The sequence below is a fragment of the Glycocaulis sp. genome (assembly GCF_052168375.1).
Classification (GTDB): domain Bacteria; phylum Pseudomonadota; class Alphaproteobacteria; order Caulobacterales; family Maricaulaceae; genus Glycocaulis.
The window spans coordinates 1-19,893 of the sequence record NZ_JBQLZR010000298.1; the positions used below are offsets into that span (position 1 = coordinate 1).

At 63.3% G+C, this 19,893-nt stretch carries 17 protein-coding genes and 2 pseudogenes; 5 read left to right on the top strand and 14 right to left on the bottom strand.

The window, feature by feature from the left end; translation table 11 throughout:
* On the top strand, positions 1 to 562 hold a 562-nt coding region (locus ACTS2Z_RS12125; protein ID WP_442573471.1), incomplete at its 5' end, for a hypothetical protein.
* A 194-nt stretch (positions 563 to 756) separates the two neighbouring features.
* On the opposite strand, the gene hisS is transcribed toward ACTS2Z_RS12125, so the two are convergent.
* Positions 757 to 2,235, bottom strand: coding sequence for a histidine--tRNA ligase (hisS, locus tag ACTS2Z_RS12130; RefSeq protein ID WP_442573472.1), 1,479 nt, complete (start codon positions 2,233 to 2,235; stop codon positions 757 to 759).
* A 134-nt stretch (positions 2,236 to 2,369) separates the two neighbouring features.
* On the opposite strand from hisS, the gene ACTS2Z_RS12135 reads away from it, so the two are divergent.
* Complete coding sequence (locus ACTS2Z_RS12135; protein ID WP_442573473.1) at positions 2,370 to 2,825, top strand: hypothetical protein; 456 nt, start codon at positions 2,370 to 2,372, stop codon at positions 2,823 to 2,825.
* 53 nt (positions 2,826 to 2,878) lie between these two features.
* On the opposite strand, the gene ACTS2Z_RS12140 is transcribed toward ACTS2Z_RS12135, so the two are convergent.
* The 4 genes from ACTS2Z_RS12140 to ACTS2Z_RS12155 all read right to left on the bottom strand — a co-directional run bounded on the left by ACTS2Z_RS12140 (position 2,879) and on the right by ACTS2Z_RS12155 (position 8,921).
* A complete protein-coding gene (locus tag ACTS2Z_RS12140) occupies positions 2,879 to 3,502 on the bottom strand; it encodes a redoxin domain-containing protein (protein WP_442573474.1) in 624 nt (207 codons plus the stop codon).
* A 44-nt stretch (positions 3,503 to 3,546) separates the two neighbouring features.
* Positions 3,547 to 5,667 carry a protein-disulfide reductase DsbD family protein gene (locus ACTS2Z_RS12145; RefSeq protein WP_442573475.1) on the bottom strand — a complete coding sequence of 707 codons (2,121 nt, stop codon included), beginning with the start codon at positions 5,665 to 5,667 and terminating at the stop codon, positions 3,547 to 3,549.
* A gap of 195 nt (positions 5,668 to 5,862) precedes the next feature.
* Positions 5,863 to 6,696, bottom strand: coding sequence for a SapC family protein (locus ACTS2Z_RS12150; RefSeq protein ID WP_442573476.1), 834 nt, complete (start codon positions 6,694 to 6,696; stop codon positions 5,863 to 5,865).
* A gap of 119 nt (positions 6,697 to 6,815) precedes the next feature.
* Positions 6,816 to 8,921 (bottom strand): TonB-dependent receptor, encoded by a 2,106-nt coding sequence (locus ACTS2Z_RS12155; protein WP_442573477.1) that lies wholly within the window; start codon positions 8,919 to 8,921, stop codon positions 6,816 to 6,818.
* A 174-nt stretch (positions 8,922 to 9,095) separates the two neighbouring features.
* Here ACTS2Z_RS12155 and ACTS2Z_RS12160 point away from each other — a divergent pair, with 174 nt between their 5' ends.
* Both ACTS2Z_RS12160 and ACTS2Z_RS12165 read left to right on the top strand, forming a co-directional pair.
* Complete coding sequence (locus ACTS2Z_RS12160) at positions 9,096 to 9,530, top strand: Fur family transcriptional regulator (RefSeq protein ID WP_442573478.1); 435 nt, start codon at positions 9,096 to 9,098, stop codon at positions 9,528 to 9,530.
* 58 nt (positions 9,531 to 9,588) lie between these two features.
* Positions 9,589 to 10,512 carry a thioesterase family protein gene (locus ACTS2Z_RS12165; RefSeq protein ID WP_442573479.1) on the top strand — a complete coding sequence of 308 codons (924 nt, stop codon included), beginning with the start codon at positions 9,589 to 9,591 and terminating at the stop codon, positions 10,510 to 10,512.
* 172 nt (positions 10,513 to 10,684) lie between these two features.
* Here ACTS2Z_RS12165 and ACTS2Z_RS12170 read toward each other — a convergent pair whose 3' ends face one another.
* The 9 genes and pseudogenes from ACTS2Z_RS12170 to ACTS2Z_RS12210 all read right to left on the bottom strand — a co-directional run bounded on the left by ACTS2Z_RS12170 (position 10,685) and on the right by ACTS2Z_RS12210 (position 19,406).
* The gene (locus ACTS2Z_RS12170) at positions 10,685 to 12,883 is read right to left on the bottom strand and encodes a 3-hydroxyacyl-CoA dehydrogenase NAD-binding domain-containing protein (RefSeq protein ID WP_442573480.1); all 2,199 of its coding nucleotides are present in this window, start codon (positions 12,881 to 12,883) and stop codon (positions 10,685 to 10,687) included.
* A gap of 88 nt (positions 12,884 to 12,971) precedes the next feature.
* Positions 12,972 to 13,140: pseudogene (locus tag ACTS2Z_RS12175) on the bottom strand (hypothetical protein); the annotation flags it as partial.
* Positions 13,141 to 13,144: 4 nt separating this feature from the next.
* Positions 13,145 to 14,353, bottom strand: a complete 1,209-nt coding sequence (locus tag ACTS2Z_RS12180; protein WP_442573481.1) for an acetyl-CoA C-acetyltransferase — start codon at positions 14,351 to 14,353, stop codon at positions 13,145 to 13,147.
* A 25-nt stretch (positions 14,354 to 14,378) separates the two neighbouring features.
* Positions 14,379 to 14,780 (bottom strand): hypothetical protein, encoded by a 402-nt coding sequence (locus ACTS2Z_RS12185; RefSeq protein WP_442573482.1) that lies wholly within the window; start codon positions 14,778 to 14,780, stop codon positions 14,379 to 14,381.
* Positions 14,777 to 15,256, bottom strand: coding sequence for an OsmC family protein (locus ACTS2Z_RS12190; protein ID WP_442573483.1), 480 nt, complete (start codon positions 15,254 to 15,256; stop codon positions 14,777 to 14,779). Before ACTS2Z_RS12190 ends, ACTS2Z_RS12185 begins: the two co-directional genes overlap by 4 nt.
* Positions 15,249 to 15,692, bottom strand: coding sequence for an endonuclease domain-containing protein (locus tag ACTS2Z_RS12195; RefSeq protein WP_442573484.1), 444 nt, complete (start codon positions 15,690 to 15,692; stop codon positions 15,249 to 15,251). Before ACTS2Z_RS12195 ends, ACTS2Z_RS12190 begins: the two co-directional genes overlap by 8 nt.
* Before the next feature lie 89 nt (positions 15,693 to 15,781).
* Positions 15,782 to 16,957, bottom strand: a complete 1,176-nt coding sequence (locus ACTS2Z_RS12200) for an acyl-CoA dehydrogenase family protein (RefSeq protein WP_442573485.1) — start codon at positions 16,955 to 16,957, stop codon at positions 15,782 to 15,784.
* Positions 16,958 to 17,044: 87 nt separating this feature from the next.
* Positions 17,045 to 18,835 (bottom strand): acyl-CoA dehydrogenase C-terminal domain-containing protein, encoded by a 1,791-nt coding sequence (locus tag ACTS2Z_RS12205; protein ID WP_442573486.1) that lies wholly within the window; start codon positions 18,833 to 18,835, stop codon positions 17,045 to 17,047.
* Between the two features lie 88 nt (positions 18,836 to 18,923).
* The gene (locus tag ACTS2Z_RS12210) at positions 18,924 to 19,406 is read right to left on the bottom strand and encodes a MerR family transcriptional regulator (RefSeq protein WP_442573487.1); all 483 of its coding nucleotides are present in this window, start codon (positions 19,404 to 19,406) and stop codon (positions 18,924 to 18,926) included.
* A 139-nt stretch (positions 19,407 to 19,545) separates the two neighbouring features.
* Here ACTS2Z_RS12210 and ACTS2Z_RS12215 point away from each other — a divergent pair.
* Positions 19,546 to 19,893 (top strand): annotated as a pseudogene (locus tag ACTS2Z_RS12215) (hypothetical protein); the annotation flags it as partial.

Here is a 19,893-nt window from a genome sequence, read left to right on the forward strand (position 1 = left end):
TGAAAGCGCCCGCGAGGCTGCGCGCCTTGCCCGCGCCGAAGGTGAACGCGCACGCGAAATCGCCCGTGTGGCCCGCCGCGAAGGCGAACGCGCCCGTGTTATCGGCCTTCGCGCCGGCGCGCGCGGGATGGAAGCCGGCCTCCGGGGTATTGATGAAGCGCTGGAGCGCGGCGAGATCACGCGTAACGGCGAGACGCGTCCGATGACTGCCGAGGAGCGCGCTGAGCTGATCGAAACCCGTGAGCGCCTCGAAGCGCGCATTGCAGAGTTCCGCGAGGAACACGCCGTGTTTCTCGGCGAGGATGGGAGCGGTGAGACCCGCGTGGTCGTGATGCGCCATGGTGGCACCAACGCCGACGCGCCGCACTGGGAATCAGAGACGGGCGAAACCCGTGAAGTCCGCCGCCGTCAGGTGCAGGTTACCGAGCGCGACGGTCGTCTGGAAGTGACCGTCAATGGCGAGAGACTCGAAGGCGATGCGCTGACCGACTGGCTGAACTCGGCCGAAGGCCAGCGCATCATGAGCCAGCGCCGGGACACCGAACTGGCGGGCGGCGAGTAGGATAAAAAAAGGCCCGGCATCGCAAGATGCCGGGCTTTGAAATTTTGGTTGGTCGATAAGAGACGTCTCCTCCCCAGAGCCGTCACTCAAGAAGACAAGACGGTCAGGCCCTGTCTGTTAAACACCGTGACTCAAGTGACAGGTTTGCGTCAACCCCTTTGTGCAAGGCAGGTTTTCGTTTTTGCGGCAGCGCATCATGATCCGCGGGCGGACAGACGCGACTGGATCGCCGATACCAGCTCTGCACGCGCCACGGTGAATTGCTGCTTCTGCTCTTTCCACTCGTCGCGGTCGGTGATGGATTCGGCGAGCTCCGCGCCCAGTTTCAGGTCTTTCACCTGCACTGTGCCACTCGCAAACTCTTCCTCGCCGCAGATCACCGCAAAGGCCGCATCGCGCCGGTCGGCGTATTTGAGCTGCTTGCCCATATTGCCATTGCCGGTGAAGGCCTCGGCGCGCAGGCCAGCGGCACGCAGTTCTGCGGCAAAAGCGAAATAGTCTGCCATGCGGGCCTTGTCGGCAGCGATGACGACAACCAGCGGTGCGGCCTCTGCCCCTTGCAAACGACCCAGCGCGGAGAGCGCGGCGGCAAAGCGGCTGACGCCGAAACTGAAGCCCGTGGCGGGCACTTGCTGGCCAGTGAAGCGGGCCACGAGATCATCATAGCGCCCGCCTGACGCGACCGAGCCGAACTGCATCGGGCTGCCATCGGGATAGGTGGGGGTCGCCAGAAGCTCGGTCTCGAAAACCGGGCCTGTGTAATAGCCAAGGCCGCGCACGACCGACGGATCGAACACCGCCAGTTCCTCGGGTACGCCGAGCGCCGAGAGGATCGCATCAATCTCACCCAGCGCCTCGACCCCGGCTCTGGCCACCGTTTCGCCTGCGGCACCGGCAAGACGCGCGGTCACCTCAGCGCGCGTCCCGCCCGCTTTCGAGGCTTCAAGGAAGCCGAGAACGCGCGCGCGGCCCGCCTCGTCCAGGCCCGCTCCTTCGGTGAAGTCACCGCTTTCATCCTTGCGGCCCTGCCCCAGCAACAGCTCCACGCCTTCCAGGCCCAGCCTGTCCAGCTTGTCGATGGCGCGAAGGACGCGCATGCGGCGCGTCTGGTCGGCAGATCCCAGGCTTTCCAGCACGCCATCAAGAAGGCGGCGGTCATTCACGCGGATGACGAACTCATCATCTCTCAGCCCGGCGGAGCGCATCACCTCAGCGGCCAGCGCGATCATCTCCGCATCGGCGGCGGGGCCAGATGCGCCGACATTGTCCGCGTCGCACTGGACGAACTGGCGGAAGCGGCCCGGACCCGGCTTTTCATTGCGCCATACCTCGCCGAACTGGTAGCGGCGATAGGGTTTGACGAGATCCTGAAAGCCTTCCGCCGCAAAACGGGCGAGCGGCGCGGTCAGGTCATAGCGCAGCGCCATCCACTGGCCGTCATCATCCTGCATGGCGAAGACACCTTCATTGGGACGGTCTTCATCGGGCAGGAACTTGCCCAGCGCATCGGCATATTCAAAGGCAGGCGTTTCCAGCGGCTCGAAGCCCCAGCGCTCATAGACAGCAGAGGCGGCGCTCACGAGGGCACGTTCGGCGCGGATCACATGGGCAGCCCTGTCCTCGAAACCGCGCGGACGGCGGGCCTTGGGACGAAAGCTCTTTTCTTTGGCCATGGGTGTGATCCGTGAGACGCGACCGCGAAACGGTCCAGAAAGGAAGGCCGGAGTAGCCTTTGCAGGCGCGGCTTTCAAGCGGCCCGCCCCTTGCATGCCTGCAAGTAGTTGTCCCAGCCCTGAAGGCCAGACCCATGATGCACGCTCTTCGCTCCTTCGCCCTTGTTGCAATCGCCGCCTGCCTGGCGGCGGGCAGCGCCTCGGCGCAGGACGCAGCCGGTCTGATCGCACTTGCCGAGCGCCTGCAAGGCGAGGCCGAGGCACGCGCACAAAGCCTTGAAGCCGGCACTGTGCTGGCAATTGGCGCAGAGGACAGCTTTCTTGCCGATACCGCACGGTTCTCAAGCGATGCGCATGCGCTTGGCGATGCGATACAGGCCTCCGGCGGACCGGCAGACCTGCCTTGCATCTTCCGCGGCATGGCCGCCGATGCGGCTGCGCGCCGCGAGGCGCTGGAGGCAGACCCTTCAAGCGCGGGCGATTACCGCGAACTGGCGCGCACCTTCTCCCACGCGGTCATCATTGCCGCGGACGTAGAGACCGAGGGCCCCGATACCGGCTTTCCGCCATCCTGCCCGGCAAGCCAATAGAAAAACGGCCCGCCAGAACTGACGGGTCGCTCTCCAGGAAATCCGGTGGCTGACTAGCCGGCGTATTTCACATTGCAGCCATAGGGCTGGGTTTCCGGCATTTCGACCTCTTCACCCGCCAGTACGGCGTTCAGCGCGTTCTGGGCATAGGGGATGGGAGCCGGGTCACCGTCGCGCGGACGGGGTTGGTCGTCGATGCCGCCATTATAGCGCAGCGTGCCCTCGGCATCGATGACGTACATGTGCGGGGTGGTGCGGGCGTCATAGGCGCGGCCGATCACACCTTCCGGGTCCATGAAGATGTGCGCGACATTGCTGGCGCCACGCTCTTCATTGAGGGCCAGCGCTTCCTCGGCGCTGACATGGCCCTGCTCGCCCGGCGCAGACGAAATCACCTGGATCCAGACGACACCGGCTTCCGCGGCGGCGTCCTGCTGGGCCTGCATGTTGCCGCCGTAATGGCGCACAACGTAGGGGCAGCCGTGGTTGGTCCATTCCAGCATCACGGTCTGACCGGCAAAATCGGACAGCGACACGGTTTCGCCCGTCGCGGTCGTGGCCGTGAAATCGGGTGCGCGCTCGCCAATAACCGGGTTGGCATGGGCAGCACCGAAGCTGAACGTGGTGGCGGCCAGCAGGCTGGCAGCGAGAGTGAAAGCGCGGCGGGAAATGGCCATGTTGGTAGGTCTCCTCAGGTCAAAGATTGCGGCTTGGATTGGCACTACTCGCGGACGGCGGTTTCCACCGCCCGGATCATGATGGCTTCGGTCAGCAAAGGCGGCAGGATTTCCGGTTCGCCACCACCTTGCGGGTACATGAGGTAGAACGGCACGCCGGGAGCGCCATAGTCGGCCAGCACCTGCGCGATGACCGGATCTCGATTGGTGAAGTCTGCCCGCAGCAGCGCGACATCGTTCCGGGCAAAGGCGTCACGCACGTCTCCATCGGCAAGCGCGCCCAGCTTGTTGACCTGACAGGTCACGCACCAGGCAGCGGTGAAGTCGACGAACACGGCCCGGCCCTCACTGCGCAGGGCCTCGACGCGTTCCGGACTCCAGTTTTCATACTCCTCATTACCCGCAGAGGCGGTCGCCGGTTCCAGCCCGGCTGTGGACCAGAGCGCACCGGCTGCCAGCAGGACGCCCGCAAGGCCCGCAACACGCGATACCAGGCCCGGCATACGAAACGCCCAGACGGCGAAACCGATGGCGAGGAAGAGCCCCAGAACCCACAACACGCCTTGCGCGCCGGTCTGCACGCTCAGCACCCAGATCAGCCAGATGGCCGTGGCAAACATCGGAAAGGCGAGGAATTGCTTGAAGCGTTCCATCCACGCGCCCGGGCGCGGCAGAAAAGCCAGCAGGCGCGGCTCGAAGCTGACAATGACGAAAGGCAGGGCAAGACCCACACCGAGGAAGGCGAAGATGGTGAGTGAAGCCAGAGGCGGCTGGGCCAGAGCAAACGCAAGCGCGCTCGCCATCACAGGCGCAAGGCAGGGCGCGGCCACAAAGACGGCCAACACCCCCGTCAGGAACGCCCCTGCCCGGTCATTGCCCTGAACCTGCCCGCCCACACCTTGCAAGGACGTGCCGATCTCGAAGAAACCCAGAAAATTGAGGCCGATGAGGAACATCAGTGCAGCCAGTCCGGCGACAACAACCGGCTCCTGGAGCTGGAAGCCCCAGACTTCCATGCCGCCAAGAGCCCGCAGCGCGAGCACCACGCCTCCAAGCGCCAGAAAAGTAAGCACGACGCCCGCGCCGAAGATCAGGCCCAGTTCGCGGGCTTCGGAGCGCTCTGCCCCGCGCTTCTGCACGATTGTCAGCGCCTTCATGGACAGGATCGGGAAGACGCACGGCATCAGGTTCAGGATCAGGCCGCCCACCAGCGCCAGCAGGGCCGCCTGCCAGAAGCCCATTGCAGGCGCGGCCCGGCCTGTCCCGTCATCGAGGCTTGAGGCGGGCGCTGCGGCCGGGGCAGGCAGCGCGTTGAGGCTCTCATTGGCGATAGCTGTGATTTCTGCCGTCCGGCGCACCCAGTTGCCGTTCTCGCGCTGCTCATAGGCCAGCACGCCGGCATAGTCGGCATTGACCGCGTTACGGGTGAGAAAGCCGGTCGCGATATCCATGCGCGCCTCGCCCTCACCAAGCCGGTAGGGCTGCGGGGCATTGTGGGCGATGACGCCGCCATCATAGGGAAAGAAGTAGAGATCGCGCACCGAGGCTTCACCACCGGCGAGCGCATCGCCTGCCAGCGTGAGCACAAGGCCGCCATCGCGCAGTTCAAGACCGGCCGTAAAGCCATGGTCGCCGTCTGGCGCTGCAGCATAGGCCGCCTCGATCAGGCGGGCGCCCGAAGGGTCGACTGTACTGGCGCCGACCTCCAGCTCGATCTCGAAGGTCGCATCTTCTGGAATACAGATGTCTTCGCAGACGAGCCACGTACCTTCGCCGGTAATCGTGACCGGGCCCGGCGCAGCATCTGCCGGTACGGTAACTGGCACTGGCAGGGTGACGGAATTCTCATAGCCGTAATTGGTCAACGGGCCGAGCGGGTAGGTACGCGGCGCCGGCCACACCATTTCACCCTCGCTCCAGCCCTCGGGCAGGTCGAGATAGAGCCGCGTAGCCTCGCCGCTATCGCCGGGATTGCGCCAATAGGTGTGCCAGTGCGGGGTGATTTCCTGATGCAGCGCCAGGTGGAAAGTCTCACCAGGAGCCACCGATATGCGGTCACTGACAAGGCTTGCATCAACCATCGGGCCGCTGGCGGCCTGGGCATAGGCCTGACCCGAAGCCAGGGCAATCACGGCCAGGCATCCGGCAAAAAACGCACGCAACACGGGCAGGCTCCCCTTGTCTTCTGTCGGCAGGCTGAAAACGGGATTAAGCCCGCACTGGCCTGTAGATATAGCTGCGTGCGTCACGTGCAACGAGTGGCCTGACAACCTTGTGATCAGCCGGAGCACAGGCAAACGAAAATGGCGGCCCGAAAAGGAGCCGCCATTGACGAGTTACGCAATATTGTCAGCCAGGCCTCAGGCTTCAGGCGGCGGCGGGCTCATCGTGTTGGGCACGTTGGCAGACGCCACGCCATTGGCTCGGATCTGGGCGCGCGTCAGGATGAAGTCCCATTGGGCGAGCGAGATCATGTGGGCGTAGATGATCGCCAGATACATGTTGTCGCGCAGCTCGGCGAGCGTCTCGGCCGGCAGTGCGCGCATCTTCTCGCCGGAAATACCCCAATAGGTGGCAATCGTCTGGGCCTGACCGGTCGGCTGGCCTTGTGCGTCGCGCGGCTGGAACTGGGTGGTCTGTTCCTCGAACAGGTCCAGCTCCTTGAAGCGCTTCAGCATGATGTTGGTAGCCGCAGCCTCGCCTTCGTACATGCGCACGAATTCGATGGCGTTCTTGGTGAACTCGGTCGGCTCGTCATTGTCGTCGAAGAAAGGCTCGTCCGGGTTCTTCGACATCAGGTGCGAAGCGGAATCCACGCACACGGTGAACCGGTCGCTTTCCTCGGTGTGCATCGCCGAGACGAACGGATAGCGGCGGACATAGCCCGGCATGTAGCGCATCGGCTCATAGAGGCCGGTCGCCGGATCGACAAACAGGTTCATGCCCTGCTGGAGGCCCATCACGGCCACCGGCAAGCGGGCATCACCCAGGAAAATGACCGGGTAGTGCGCCGAAGCGGTCGCAATCTCGCCCGCCGTCAGCGGCACGAAATGGGTCTCGTTCAGGAAATCGAACGGGCGATCACCATATTTCAGGCCCATGCCCTTGTGCGATTGCAGATTGAGCGGCTCGGGCTTCTTGTAAAGCGGAAGCGTGCCCTTGACTTCGGGCTTACCCTGATTGGCGTCGGCCATGAATGCTATTCCCCTGGAAAACGGTTTGAGGTGTGTTAGCGGAGGCAGCATGCCAAGGCAACACAGCCCCGCACGTTTCGTACGGGGCTGCATGCAAGCCTTCTGCCAAGCCTGGGCCTCTAGAAGCGGGTCGACACCGCCACACGCACATTGCGTCCCGGAAGAGGGATGAAATCCTTCAGGAAGGAGGAGTGGATGCGCGCTTCTTCATCCGTGATGTTGCGGACAGCCACGATGAATTGCACATCGCGGTCAGCAAACGGGCGCCAGCGCGCATCCGCGTGCAGGAGGGTGTAGCCGTCGGTCGGCAGTTCGGTCGCGAAGATATCCGTCTGCTCAGCGACAAAGCGCGCTTCTGTGCGCAGTGAGAGCGGGCCGTTATCGGCCTCGACCGAGACAGATGCCGACATCGGCGAGATGCGCGGCAGGTTGCCGCCATCGGAAAGTTCTCCGCGGACATAGTCAGCGCTTGCCTCGCCAGTAAACGCAAAGCCGCCCGCGTCGAACAGAGGCACGCTCATCCGGGCCTCGAAGCCGTAGAGGCGGGCATCTTCCTGGCGGTATTCGAGAACAGGCAGGCCATCTTCCTCGGCGCCCGTGGGGAAGAGCTCGATGAAGCCGTCATAGTCGGCGTAGAAGACGGTGGCTTCCGCGCTCAAGCCGTTCTGGCCTGTGTAGCGAGCCGTGCCTTCCAGCGACCAGGCAACTTCCGTGGAGAGGTTCAGATTGCCGACCTCGAAGGCCTGGGTGGCCAGGTGGGGGCCATTGGCAAACACCTCGACATCGCTGGGTGCACGTTCGGAACGCGACAGAGTTCCGGCGAGGAACCAGCCTTCAGCCGGGCGCAGGAACAGCGCGCCAGAGGCCGAGACCGAATTGAAGCGGCGGTTTGCGGCCTGGGCGGTCAGTTCACGCGTATCGGCGCGGGCACCGATCTCGACGCCCCAGCTGTCAAAGTCCCAGCGCTCTGTCGCAAACAGGCCGAAATCCTGCGTCGTAACCGCCTCGATAAAGGCCTCGTCGCCAATGGCCTCAAAGTCCTGAGTCAGCGCAGTTGCGCCCCACGCGCCCTGACGGGTGTCGCCGTGACCGTGGCGCAGTTCCACGCGGGCTTCCATGCCCTCCTTGTCGAAAATGGTCTGCTCGTCGCCTTCGACCTCGGCATGGACGTAGTTGGAATGAGCCAACGACCAGCGCACACGGTTGAAGAAGCCCTCGAGCGCGATTTCGCCGCGCAGATCGACACGCGTCTGCTCCATCACGAGGCGAGGCGCCATCTCTTCATCGTGGTCGTGGTCATGGTCGTGATCATGATCCTCGTCGTCATGCTCATGATGCGCATGCTCGTGACCGGGAATGGCGTAGTTGGCCTCGGTACGCTTCACGCCGATACCGACAAAGCCCCAGGGGCCGACGATGGAACTGCCGATCGAGCCGGATTCGAAGACGAAATCGGTGTCGGGCGCAAAGCCGAACGCCTCTTCCTCCTCCTCGTGTTCGTGATCGTCATGATCGTGATCATCATCGTCATGATCGTGCTCTTCCTCCTCGAGTGCGCGCAGGCGAGCTGACTCCGCAAAACCCGGAATGTCGTAATTGCCCGCTTCCCGGCGCTGGAATTCGGCCTGGGTCACCAATTGCCCGAACACGAACCCGCCGCGGACAAAGCCTTCACGCGCATCGCTGCCAGAGGTCGCGCCGAGATAGGCCTCGCCAAAGACCGGGTTTTCAGGAAGGCTTTCAGGAATGCGTCCGTCGAACACGTTGACGACGCCGCCAATCGCGCCGCCGCCAAAGCCGATTGCCGCCGGGCCGCGCAGAACCTCGACGCCTGTGGAGCCCAGAACATCAACGGCAACAGCGTGATCAGGGCTGGAGGTCGAGGCATCAAGGCCATCGAGGCCATTGATCAGCACCCGCACACGCTCCGAACCGAGGCCACGAATGACAGGACGGCCCGAGGCCGGGCCGAAGAAGGTGGTCGACACGCCCGGCAGGCGCTCGAGAGTCTGGGCGATATTGCCCGACATGTCACGGATGAGATCATCCCGGTCGAGCACATCGACCGATCCGGTTGCAGAACTGCGGTCCACTTCCAGCGCAGACGATGTAACGGTGATTACCTCGACGGGCTCATCGCCGGCCTGCGCGAGGGCAGGGCCGGACGTCATTGCGAGGACGGACACGCTCGCCGCCAGAAACAGGGAATTGCGCAAGCTTGACATGATCTCTCCGTGGAATGGCCAGCGCCTCCGCCACACCGGACAGGCAAGCGAGCGCTATGTTATATCGTTGCGGCATGTCATATTATTACATAACACCGGCTGGCAAGCCTGCTGGCTGCACCCATATGCAGAAAGGCTCGCGCTTTTGCCGCGATCGCTGTATCGGTGAGACTTATGGGACACACGCACACCAGCACGGCATCCAAGCTTGCCCGCGCCGATGCGCTCTGCGCCGAACGCGGCCTGTCACTCACGCCCTTGCGCAAGCGGGTACTGGAATTGCTGCTCGATGCCGGAAGTCCGGTGAAGGCCTATGATTTGCTGGCCGCGCTGAAGCCCGATGGGAGCGCGCAGCCGCCCACGGTATACCGTGCCCTCGACTTCCTCACACAGGCCGGACTGGCCCACCGGGTAGAGGCGCTGAACGCGTACATGGCGTGCGTCCACGGCCATGGCGACGAGATTGCCGAGCTTTTCATCTGCGAAGCCTGCGGCACGGTGCGCGAGCAGCACGCTCCGGCCCTGCCCGATCACACGCCAGAAGGCTTCGAGATTTCCCGCTCCGTGCTGGAGCATTACGGGCGCTGCGCGGCCTGCGCAGCGGGGTGACGCGGGACGGCGAACCGTCCTAGTTTCAGCTACCAATTCGAGCGGGCGGGAGGCCAGCATGCAAGAGCTGTGGCGCGGCAATGCCAATGCCTGGGAGTGCGATGAGCTGGGGCACATGAATGTGCGCTTCTACATCGCCAAGGCCATGCAGGCGGTCGGCACGCTGTGCGACCTCGCCGGCATGCGCCACGCCTTCCGCGCCGATGCCATTGCCACCCTGATCGTCCGCGAGCTTCAGGTTCGCTATCTGGCCGAATGCCACGCTGGCGTTCCGCTGGTCATTCATGGCGGCGTCACCGGCACCAGTGACGATGGCGTGGAATTGGCGCTGGTCATGGAGCACACGGTAAAGCAGCGTCCGGCAGCAAGCTTCCTCATCCGGCTCGACCATTGCGATCCGCGCACCGGAAAGGCGTTCGACTGGTCCGCGCGCCTGCGAGACGGGCTGGAAGCCCTGCGTATCGAGCGTCCGGCAGAGATGACGCCGCGAACACTCACCGCCGCCACGCCGCGTGATGACATATCGCTCGCGCTCGCCGACACGCTCGGCATGGCCGTCACAGGGCGGGGCCGCTTCCTGGCCGAGGACGCTGATATTTTCGGACGCATGCGCGCCGAGGCGGCCATCGGCAAGACCTCCGACAGCGTGATCCATTTCCGCGACGGCTTCCCCGAGGAGTGGTCCGCCCATGGCGAGGGCGAGGCGCTGGAGCTCGGCGGCGCCCTTCTTGAAGCACGTATCGTCTATCGCCGACTGCCGCGCGCGGGCGATGGCTATCTGATGCGCTCAGGGCTTATCGGGGCAAACGAGAATGTGCGCTCGCTCGTCCACTGGATGCTGGACCCGGTGACGGGCCAACCCTTGTGGTCCATCGAGGGCGTCGCCTGCATGATGGACCTCAAGGCCCGGCGCCTGTTCAAGACGCCGCCAGACAGGCTCGAAGAATTACGGTCAAAGGCGATCAAGGGGTTGAGCGTTTAAGTCAACTCTGCGGCTTATTGTTTCCTCAATTCGCGTTTTCCCGGCGAACGCCGGGAACCATGAATGCTGGGCACCGGCTTTCGCCGGTGAAACGCGCACAGGCAGTGATCGTCAAACAAAAAAGGCCGGGCATCGCTGCCCGGCCTTTCCTGTCATGCGATCACCTGATGGATCAGGCGGCCTTTTTCGGTGCGAAGCGGGCGTAGAAGGTTTCCTTCTTCGCGGCCATGTCACGAAGGAGCTGGGGCACTTCGAACGGCTTGCCGTACTTCTTGGCCAGCTCGTCGGCGCGTTTGACAAACTTGTCCGTGCCAACCGTATCGATGAAGGAGATCACGCCGCCGGTATAGGGCGCGAAGCCCCAGCCGAGGATCGAGCCAACATCGGCTTCACGCGGATCTTCCACAATGCCTTCGGCCATGGTGCGAGCCGCCTCGATCGCCTGAGCGTAGAGGATGCGGTCCTTGATCTCGCCAACGGAAGGCTGCTCGTCCGCAGGCAGGATTTTGCCGTTCGGGGCAAACTGGTCGAGCTGATCCCAAAGGCGCTTGCCGCCTTCTTCATAGACGTAGAAGCCCTTCGCATTCTTGCGGCCATAACGGCCAAGCTCGTACATCTTCTCGATGACACGGGCATTGGGCGTGTCCTCGAACTGGTCGCCGAGATCCTTCTTGGTCTGCTGGAGCACCTTGTAGCCGAGATCAATGGCCACCTCGTCCTGCAGCGAGAGCGGGCCGACCGGCATGCCGGCCATCTTGGCTGCATTCTCGATCAGGGCCGGCTTCACGCCTTCGGTAAGCAGGTACATGCCTTGCTCGATATAGCGCATCACGCAGCGATTGGCGTAGAAGCCGCGCGTGTCGGCAACGACAATCGGGGTCTTCTTGATCTTGCCAACGAAATCGATCGCGCGGCTGACCGCGAGATCGCCCGTCTTCTCGCCGACGATAAGTTCGACAAGGTTCATCTTCTCGACCGGCGAGAAGAAATGGATGCCGATGAAGTGCTCTGGACGCTCGGAAGCCTTGGCCAGCGAGCTGATCGGAATGGTAGAGGTGTTCGAGCCGAAAATGGCACCTTTCGGCATCACGGCTTCCGCCTTCTTGGTGATCTCGGCCTTCAGGTCGGAGTTTTCAAACACCGCCTCGACAACCATATCAACGTCTTTGAGGGCGTTGTAGTCGGTCGTCGCGGTGATGAGGTCAGCCAGCTTTTTGGCCTTCTCCTCACTGATCTTGCCGCGTTTGACGCCCTTGGCGAAGAAGTCGACCGCGTGCTGCTTGCCCTTGTCGGCGCCTTCCTGGTTGACGTCGATCAGGACGACCTCGATGCCGGCCTGGGCCGAAACGGTCGTGATGCCCGCGCCCATGAAGCCCGCGCCGATAACGCCGATCTTCTTGATCTCGGATTTCTCCTGACCGGCCGGGCGGCGGCTGCCCTTGTCCAGCGACTGCTTGGACAGGAAGAGCGAGCGGATCATGTTGCGGCTTTCCGGGCGCATGAGCAGCTTGGTGAAATAGCGGCTCTCGATGCGAAGGCCCGCATCGATCGGCACCTGCAAACCCTCATAGACGCACGACAGGATGTAGCGCTGGGCCGGATAATTGCCGTAGGTCTCTTTCAGCAGCATCGGGGACGCGCCGCCGAAAATCTGCATGCCCTGCGGGTGGAAGGGGCCGCCACCGGGGATTTTGAACTTGTCCTGGTCCCAGGGCTGTTTGGAGCCAAGCGGGTTGGCTTTCACCAGCTCCTTGGCCTTCGCCACGATCTCGGAAACCGGTGCCACCTCGTGCACGACGCCTTGCTGCTTGGCAGTGTCGGCATCCAGCTGCTTGCCCTGCAGCATGACCGGGGCGGCATTCATCACGCCGACAAGGCGCGGCAGACGCTGCGTGCCGCCACCGCCGGGCAGAACGCCGACAAGGCTTTCCGGCAAGCCAAGCTTGGCGCCGGTATCGTTCGCCATCACACGGTAATGGCAAGCCAGGGTCACCTCGAAGCCGCCGCCAAGTGCGAGGCCGTTAATGGCCGCAGCGACCGGCTTGCCGCAGGTTTCCAGCGCGCGCAGCTGCGAGTTCAGGCGGAAGGCTGTGTCGAACAGCTTCTGCTTGGCTTCCTCTTCGGAGAGACCCTTCAGGTCCATCATGCCTGCACCCAGCTCGGACAGGTCCGCGCCCGCGCAGAAGGCTTTCTTGCCGGAGGTGATGACCGCGCCCTTGATGGCATCGTCAGAGCCGATTTTGTCTACGATCTGGCCCAGCTCGGCCATCACGGCCGCTGAGAGCACGTTCATCGACACGTTCGGGCTGTCGAACGTGATCAAGGCAATGCCGTCCTTGTCCGTCTCGAATTTGAAATGCGTGTAGCTCATTGGGAGTTCTCCTCCTTGGATGCGCCGTCATCGGCGCCATCGCGTGTTGTCTTTCCGGAGCGGGTTCGTGCAGCGCCAAATGCCGGCGACAGGGCAGCGCCGAAGGCCACCCCGAGAGCAATACCGATCGCGATATTGTCCAGCGCCACGCCAAGGGCGACGCCAATCGCGATACCGGTGCCGATGCCGATCGGAAAGCCGGCAGCAAAGCTGCTCTCGCTGTCCGACGATTCGGGCTTTTCCTCTTCGCCAGCCATGGCCCTAGACCCGTTCGATGATGGTCGCCGTACCCATGCCGCCGCCGACGCAGAGCGTAGCCAGCGCAGTACCCTTGCCGGTGCGTTCCAGCTCGTCGAGCAGCGTACCGAGGATCATTGCGCCGGTTGCGCCGAGCGGGTGACCCATGGCGATGGCACCACCATTGACGTTCACCTTGTCGTGCGGGACGCCGAGATCTTCCATGAAGCGCAGGACGACAGCCGCGAAGGCCTCGTTCATCTCGTAAAGATCGATGTCTTCCGGGTTCATGCCGGCCTTTTTGAGCGCCTTGCGCGCAGACGGGGCCGGGCCGGTCAGCATGATGGTCGGCTCTGAACCGATGGAGGCCATGGAGCGGATGCGGGCGCGGGGCTTCAGGCCCAGCTTTTCGCCCATTTCCTTGGTGCCGATCAGGATGGCAGCCGCGCCATCAACGATGCCGGACGAATTGCCGGCATGGTGGACGAAGTTGATCTTCTCGACATCGGGGTAGCGCTGGATGGCGACGTTATCCAGACCCACGAAAGCTGCCAGATCGCGGAAAGCCGGCTTCAGGCTCGCCAGCGACTGCATGTCGGTTTCGGGGCGCATGTATTCGTCATGGTCAAGCTGGGTGAGGCCGAGCTGGTTCTTCACCGCCACGACCGATTTCTTGAACCGGCCCTCGTCCCAGGCCTTCTTGGCGCGCTTCTGGCTCTCGACTGCATAGGCGTCCACGTCGTCGCGTGAATAGCCGTATTTGGAGGCGATGAGGTCCGCCGAGATGCCTTGCGGCACGAAGTAGTGGTCGAACGCCATTTCCGGATCGACGACCATCGCGCCGCCGTCAGAGCCCATCGGCACGCGGCTCATAGCTTCCACGCCGCCGCCAATGGCCATGTCGGCTTCACCCGACATCACCTTCGCCGCAGCAAGGTTCACCGCTTCAAGGCCGGAGGCGCAGAAGCGGTTGACCTGAAAGCCGGACGCGGTCTCGGCGTAGCCTGCATTGAGGGCCGCTGCGCGGGCAATGTTTGCGCCCTGCTCGCCCACCGGCGACACGCAGCCCAGGATCACGTCATCGATCACGCTGGTGTCGAGATTGTTGCGATCACGGATGGCTTCCAGTTGCTGGGTCGCCAGCTGCAGCGCGGTGATCTCGTGCAGCGTTCCGTTCTTCTTGCCCTTGCCGCGCGGGGTGCGCGTGGCGTCGTAGATATAGGCGTCGGTCATGGGGAAACTCCCTGTTGGCGGTTTCTTATTGGCAGCGGTATCGGACCCAGTCGTAATGACCGTCCTCCACCGTGATTTCGTCCGGGCCGGTGGCCCTCAAGGTCAGTGTCTTGTCCGGCTCGCGCTCACCTTCAGCCGTACAGGAGACGCGGGCAAAGCTCATCTCGCCGTCCCGGCCAAGCTCCAGCACCTCGCAGCTGCGCTCGTAAAGGTTCCAGCTACCGGCGGTCAGAGTGAACAGGCCTTCGGCCTCGCAGGCCTCGCTCATGCCCCAGCGCCCGGCGAACCGGTCGTTGAAGAAGCTAAGCGCGTCTTCGCTGGCCACCGGCTCTTGCAGGTCGTCACCGGAAACAGGTTCGGCGGCCGGTTCGCAGGCTGCCAGACAGGCTGCAACGACTAGGCTTGCGGCAAGCAGGACCGGCTTCATGTCTGGCCCCCAGCTGCGGCAGGTTTTACCACCACCTCGAAACTGACCGAGTTGGCGATGTAGCACCGTTCATGGGCCTCGTGGTGCAGGGCTGCTATCTCGGCGTCGTCCGGCAGGCGGTCTCCGGAAAAGACAATCTCGGGGCGAAGCTCCACCCCCGTCATGCCCACCCGGCCATCGGCGCGCTTGCCGAGCGTGCCGGCAGCCTTGTCGTGATAGCGGTCCACGGTGAAGCCGGCCTTCGCCGCGAGCGCGAGGAAGAACAGCATGTGGCAGCTCGACAGGGCCGCCACAAGGGCCTCTTCCGGGTCGATTGCGGCCGGGTCCGACATCGGCACGGGCACCGATGAGGGCGCTGACGATCCGGCCACCACCGCGCCGCCATCGAAGTGCCAGTCATGGCGCCTCGAATAGCGGTTGGAGGCGAAATCCTGGCCATCGCGCGCCCAGGAAATCGTGGCGGTGTGTTCAGACATCCATGCCTCCCTTGTTCAGGGAACACCCATTAGCGTCGGCGGGTGTCTCCCCCCGCTTGCGGGGGGAGTGGCCCGAAGGGCCGAGGGGGGGAAGAGCGGCGAAAATCATATCCATCACCCCGCCCAGATTTTCGTAGATGTCAGTGTTCCAGACCCGAAGCACTGACCAGCCATTGGCCTCCAGATAAGCTGTCCGGCGGGCATCGTGCCTCAACTCCCGTTCCGCTGAATGAGTTGCGCCATCGACCTCAAGAATCAACTCCGCTTCCAGACACGCAAAGTCAGCCACATACTGGCCAACCGGGTGCTGGCGTCGAAACCGCCAGCCATTCACCTGCCGCCCCTTCAACCTTGTCCAAAGGACCGTCTCGGCCTTCGTCATTTCGTGACGCAGGCGCCTGGCCAGCGGGCGTGATCTTGCCTCTTCAGCGCGCATATCCCCCCTCCGTCAGCTACGCTGACACCTCCCCCGTAAACGGGGGAGGACACCGGCAAGCGTTGATGTGAGAGGAGCGCCTTTCATCCCTACAGCGTCCGCGAGATCAGGAGCTTCATGATCTCATTCGTGCCGCCATAGATGCGTTGCACACGGGCATCACGCCACATCCGGGCGATGGGGTACTCATTCATGAAGCCATAGCCGCCATGAAGCTGCACGCACTCGTCAATCAGTTCGCACTGGATGTCGGTGACCCAGTACTTGGCCATGGAAGCGGTCGACGCATCCAGCTTGCCTTGAATGAGCAGGTCGGAGCAGTGCTGGCAGAAAACTTCTGCGATGGTTGCCTTGGTCTTCAGCTCGGCCAGCTTGAACTGGGTGTTCTGGAAATCGATGATCGATTTGCCGAACGCCTTGCGGTCCTTGACATAGGCAATGGTCTCGGCGAGCGCGCGCTTCATCATGCCAACGCCCTGAACGGCGATCTGCAGACGCTCCTGCGGGAGCTGCTCCATCAGGTGGATGAAGCCCAGCCCTTCGCCTTCGCCCAGCAGCGCATCGGCAGGCACCCACATGTCCTCGAAGAAAAGTTCGGCGGTGTCCTGAGCCTTCAGGCCCACCTTGTCGAGATTGCGCCCGCGGCGGAAACCTTCCAGCCCGTCGGTTTCAACGAGGAAGAGCGAGGTGCCCTTTGCGCCGGCCTTCGGATCGGTCTTTGCCACGACGATGATGAAATTGGCGGTGCCGCCATTGGTGATGAAGGTTTTCGCACCATTGATGCGATAGCCATTGCCATCCTTCACCGCGGTCGTCTTCACACCCTGAAGGTCGGAGCCTGCACCCGGCTCGGTCATCGCGATGGCGCCCACATACTCACCGGAAATGAGCTTGGGGATCAGCTTTTCCTTCTGGGCCTGCGTGCCGTAGTGCCAGACATAGGGGCCGACGATGGAATTGTGCAGGCTTGCGCCCCAGCCATCGACGCCCAGCTCTGCCACGGCCATGTGGAAAACGTAGTCGTGGCGCCAGTCACCGCCCGCACCGCCAAACTCTTCCGGCGCTGCCGGGCAGAGAAGGCCGGCTTCGCCTGCCTTGGTCCAGACTTCGCGGTCGACCGCGCCTTCCTTCTCCCAGCGGTCGCCATGCGGCAGGCATTCCTTTTCGAGGAAGCCACGCACGGCGTGGTCGAACATGTTCACATCCTCCTGGTCCAGCCAGGACGGTTTCGGATTGGCCAGAATGGCGGCGGCATTGGCGGACATGCGGGTCGTCTCCTGTAGTATCGTGTTTCGGGTTTCAGCCCTCACCCCGGGAAGGCCATCGGCCATATCGAAGGGTGAGGGTCAAAATCAGAACTGATCGGCGGTCAGGGCCATCATGGTCTCGGCACCGGCCTCGATCCTGGCCAGGTGCGCATCGGCGTCCGGCAGCCAGCGCTGCAGGAAGTAGCGGCCCGTCACCAGCTTGCCGGCATAGATCGGATCGTCAGAGCCTTCCGCGATCTTTTCCAGCGAGACCTTGGCCATCATGCCCCACATCCAGGCAAAGCAGGTCAGACCGAAGAGGTGGAGGTAATCAGTCGATGCCGCGCCGGCATTGTCGAAATTCTCCAGACCCTTCTCGACCAGCCAGTTGGTCGCTTTCTGCAGTTTCGCCTTGGTGGCGGCGAGACCGTCGAGGAAGGGCTCCAGCTCCTTGTTGCCCTTGTTGTCGGCAACGAAGCTGTCCATCTCGGCAAAGAAGGTGTTGATCGGACGCATTCCGTTCATGGCGAGTTTGCGGCCCACCAGGTCCAGCGCCTGAACCCCGTTCGTGCCCTCGTAGATCAGCGTGATGCGGGCATCGCGCAGCAGCTGCTCGATACCCCACTCACGCGTAAAGCCCGAACCGCCATGGATCTGCAGGCCCTTGGAGACGCTGTCATAGCCCTTGTCGGTCAGGTAGGCCTTCACGATCGGGGTCAGCAGCGCCATGTAGTCGCCCGACTTGGTGCGCGTCGCCTCGTCCTCGGCCTTGTGTTCAAGATCGCCCTGCAGAGCCGTCCAGAGCGTGAAGGCGCGGCCCGCCTCGACGAACACTTTCTGGTCCATCAGCATGCGGCGCACATCGGGGTGGACGATGATCGGGTCAGCCGGACCATCCGGATTTTTCGGGCCCGTCAGTGAACGGCCCTGAATGCGGTCCTTCGCAAAGGCCAGCGAGTACTGGTAGGCCGTTTCGGTGAGCGCGAGGCCCTGCAGGCCGACGCCGAGGCGCGCCTCGTTCATCATGACGAACATGATGCGCAGGCCCTTGTTCTCCTCACCAACGAGCCAGCCGGTCGCCTCGTCATAATTCATGACGCAGGTGGCATTGCCGTGAATGCCCATCTTTTCTTCGAGGCCGCCGCACTTCACGCCATTGCGCTTGCCAGGATTGCCGTTCTCGTCGGGGATGAATTTCGGCACGACGAAGAGCGAAATGCCCTTCACGCCCTGCGGCGCGCCTTCCACCCGTGCCAGCACGAGATGGATGATGTTCTTGCTCATCGGGTGCTCGCCGGCCGAGATCCAGATCTTCTGGCCGGAAATCCTGTAGGTACCGTCGCCGTTCGGGACCGCCTTGGTGCGCAACATGCCAAGATCGGTGCCGCAATGCGGCTCGGTCAGGTTCATCGTGCCCGACCATTCACCGGAAATCATCTTGGGCAGATAGAGGCGCTTCTGCTCGTCCGACCCGCCGACATGGAGCGCCTGCGCGGCGCCGCCCGTCAGACCCGGATACATGCCGAACGCCATGTTGGTGGCGGTCACCATCTCGTTAAAGGCGAGATTGAGGTAATGCGGCAGGCCCTGCCCGCCATATTCGGGATCAGCCGAGAGCGCGGTCCAGCCGCCTTCGGTCAGCTGGTCATAGGCTTCCTTGAAGCCGGCCGGAACCTTCACTTCGCCATCGGGCTGGAGCTGGCAGCCCTCATGGTCGCCTACCTTGTTGAGGGGGTAGAGCACGTTCTCGCAGAACTTGCCGCCTTCCTCGAGAATGGCATCGACAATGTCCGCGCTGGCATCAGCAAAGCCGGGCAGATTGCCGTATTGCTGCACATTCAGCACGTCGTTGAGGACGAAGCGCTGGTCACGGATTGGTGCGCGATAGCTGGGCATGAGGGGTATCTCCGGTACGGGTATGGGCAGTGAGGTGTGTTTGGTAGTGAGAGAGCCCGCCGCCTGACGGCAGGCGGGAAAGCGTCAGCTAGTCTGGTGGTCCGACCGACCACTGGACCAGGCGGGCCGCAGCCAGCGCCTCGAAGGCTCTGGCGCGGCGCTTGATGTCCTCTGGCGGTTCACGGTCGTGCAGGCGTTCCTCCATCCAGACGCAGCCCGCTTCCAGCTCGCTGATGGCATCATCTATGTCATCACGCTGGCGTTTCAGGTCCTCGATCCGCGCGCGGAAGCGGGTGATGGAATTTTCCAGATGACCGCGCCCGGCATGCTCGACCGCTTCAAGGTCGAGCATTTCCTTGATCTCGGCCAGCGAAAAACCGACGCGCTTGCCGCGCAGGATCAGGATGAGGCGCGCGCGGTCCGCCGCTGTGTAGAGACGGGTTGCGCCCTTGCGGCGTGGTGAGATCAGCCCTTGCTGCTCATAAAAGCGCAAGGCACGCGGCGTCACGCCGAACGATGCGGCTAGGTCGCGGATCGAATAGAGTGTCTCGGCAGACGCGGCGGATTTCATGACTCACACTGTCCGCCAAGTTTACGTTCACGTCAACGTCAATTCCGGTTAACGCCGGGCGGCGGACACGGCCTGCCTTGACCGCGCCCCATTGGCGCGCTTGGCTCTGGCCCGAATTTGTGTCGAGGGGACACCATCCATGCCTGTCAGTTCGATTTTCCTCACCTTGCTGCTGGCCGCAACGCCGCCCGGCTCGCCGTCGCGTCTCGACCCGGACAATATCGAGGCTCTCGAAGCGCTGCTGCGCGCCATGGACGCTCAAGCGGAAGCGACTGGCGACGAGCCGGTGATGCCGGCAAGCCAGCCTGAAGCTGCACCTGCTGCGGAGGATGAACCGGCCGCTGCGACGGGCACACCCCCGGCGCGCCTAGACCCGGACAATCTGGAAGCGCTTGAAGAGCTGTTGCGGGCGATGGATGCGCAGGACGGCATTGTGCGCGAGGAACCGGCGCGCGAAGAACCCGCGCCCGAACCCGATATGAGTCCG

Coding starts and splice junctions, on each gene's coding strand:
- hisS (WP_442573472.1), bottom strand. CDS start 2,235: ATGGCCAAAGAAAAGAGCTTTCGTCCCAAGGCCCGCCGTCCGCGCGGT.
- ACTS2Z_RS12135 (WP_442573473.1), top strand. CDS start 2,370: ATGATGCACGCTCTTCGCTCCTTCGCCCTTGTTGCAATCGCCGCCTGC.
- ACTS2Z_RS12140 (WP_442573474.1), bottom strand. CDS start 3,502: ATGGCCATTTCCCGCCGCGCTTTCACTCTCGCTGCCAGCCTGCTGGCC.
- ACTS2Z_RS12150 (WP_442573476.1), bottom strand. CDS start 6,696: ATGGCCGACGCCAATCAGGGTAAGCCCGAAGTCAAGGGCACGCTTCCG.
- ACTS2Z_RS12155 (WP_442573477.1), bottom strand. CDS start 8,921: ATGTCAAGCTTGCGCAATTCCCTGTTTCTGGCGGCGAGCGTGTCCGTC.
- ACTS2Z_RS12160 (WP_442573478.1), top strand. CDS start 9,096: ATGGGACACACGCACACCAGCACGGCATCCAAGCTTGCCCGCGCCGAT.
- ACTS2Z_RS12165 (WP_442573479.1), top strand. CDS start 9,589: ATGCAAGAGCTGTGGCGCGGCAATGCCAATGCCTGGGAGTGCGATGAG.
- ACTS2Z_RS12170 (WP_442573480.1), bottom strand. CDS start 12,883: ATGAGCTACACGCATTTCAAATTCGAGACGGACAAGGACGGCATTGCC.
- ACTS2Z_RS12180 (WP_442573481.1), bottom strand. CDS start 14,353: ATGACCGACGCCTATATCTACGACGCCACGCGCACCCCGCGCGGCAAG.
- ACTS2Z_RS12185 (WP_442573482.1), bottom strand. CDS start 14,780: ATGAAGCCGGTCCTGCTTGCCGCAAGCCTAGTCGTTGCAGCCTGTCTG.
- ACTS2Z_RS12190 (WP_442573483.1), bottom strand. CDS start 15,256: ATGTCTGAACACACCGCCACGATTTCCTGGGCGCGCGATGGCCAGGAT.
- ACTS2Z_RS12195 (WP_442573484.1), bottom strand. CDS start 15,692: ATGCGCGCTGAAGAGGCAAGATCACGCCCGCTGGCCAGGCGCCTGCGT.
- ACTS2Z_RS12200 (WP_442573485.1), bottom strand. CDS start 16,957: ATGTCCGCCAATGCCGCCGCCATTCTGGCCAATCCGAAACCGTCCTGG.
- ACTS2Z_RS12205 (WP_442573486.1), bottom strand. CDS start 18,835: ATGCCCAGCTATCGCGCACCAATCCGTGACCAGCGCTTCGTCCTCAAC.
- ACTS2Z_RS12210 (WP_442573487.1), bottom strand. CDS start 19,406: ATGAAATCCGCCGCGTCTGCCGAGACACTCTATTCGATCCGCGACCTA.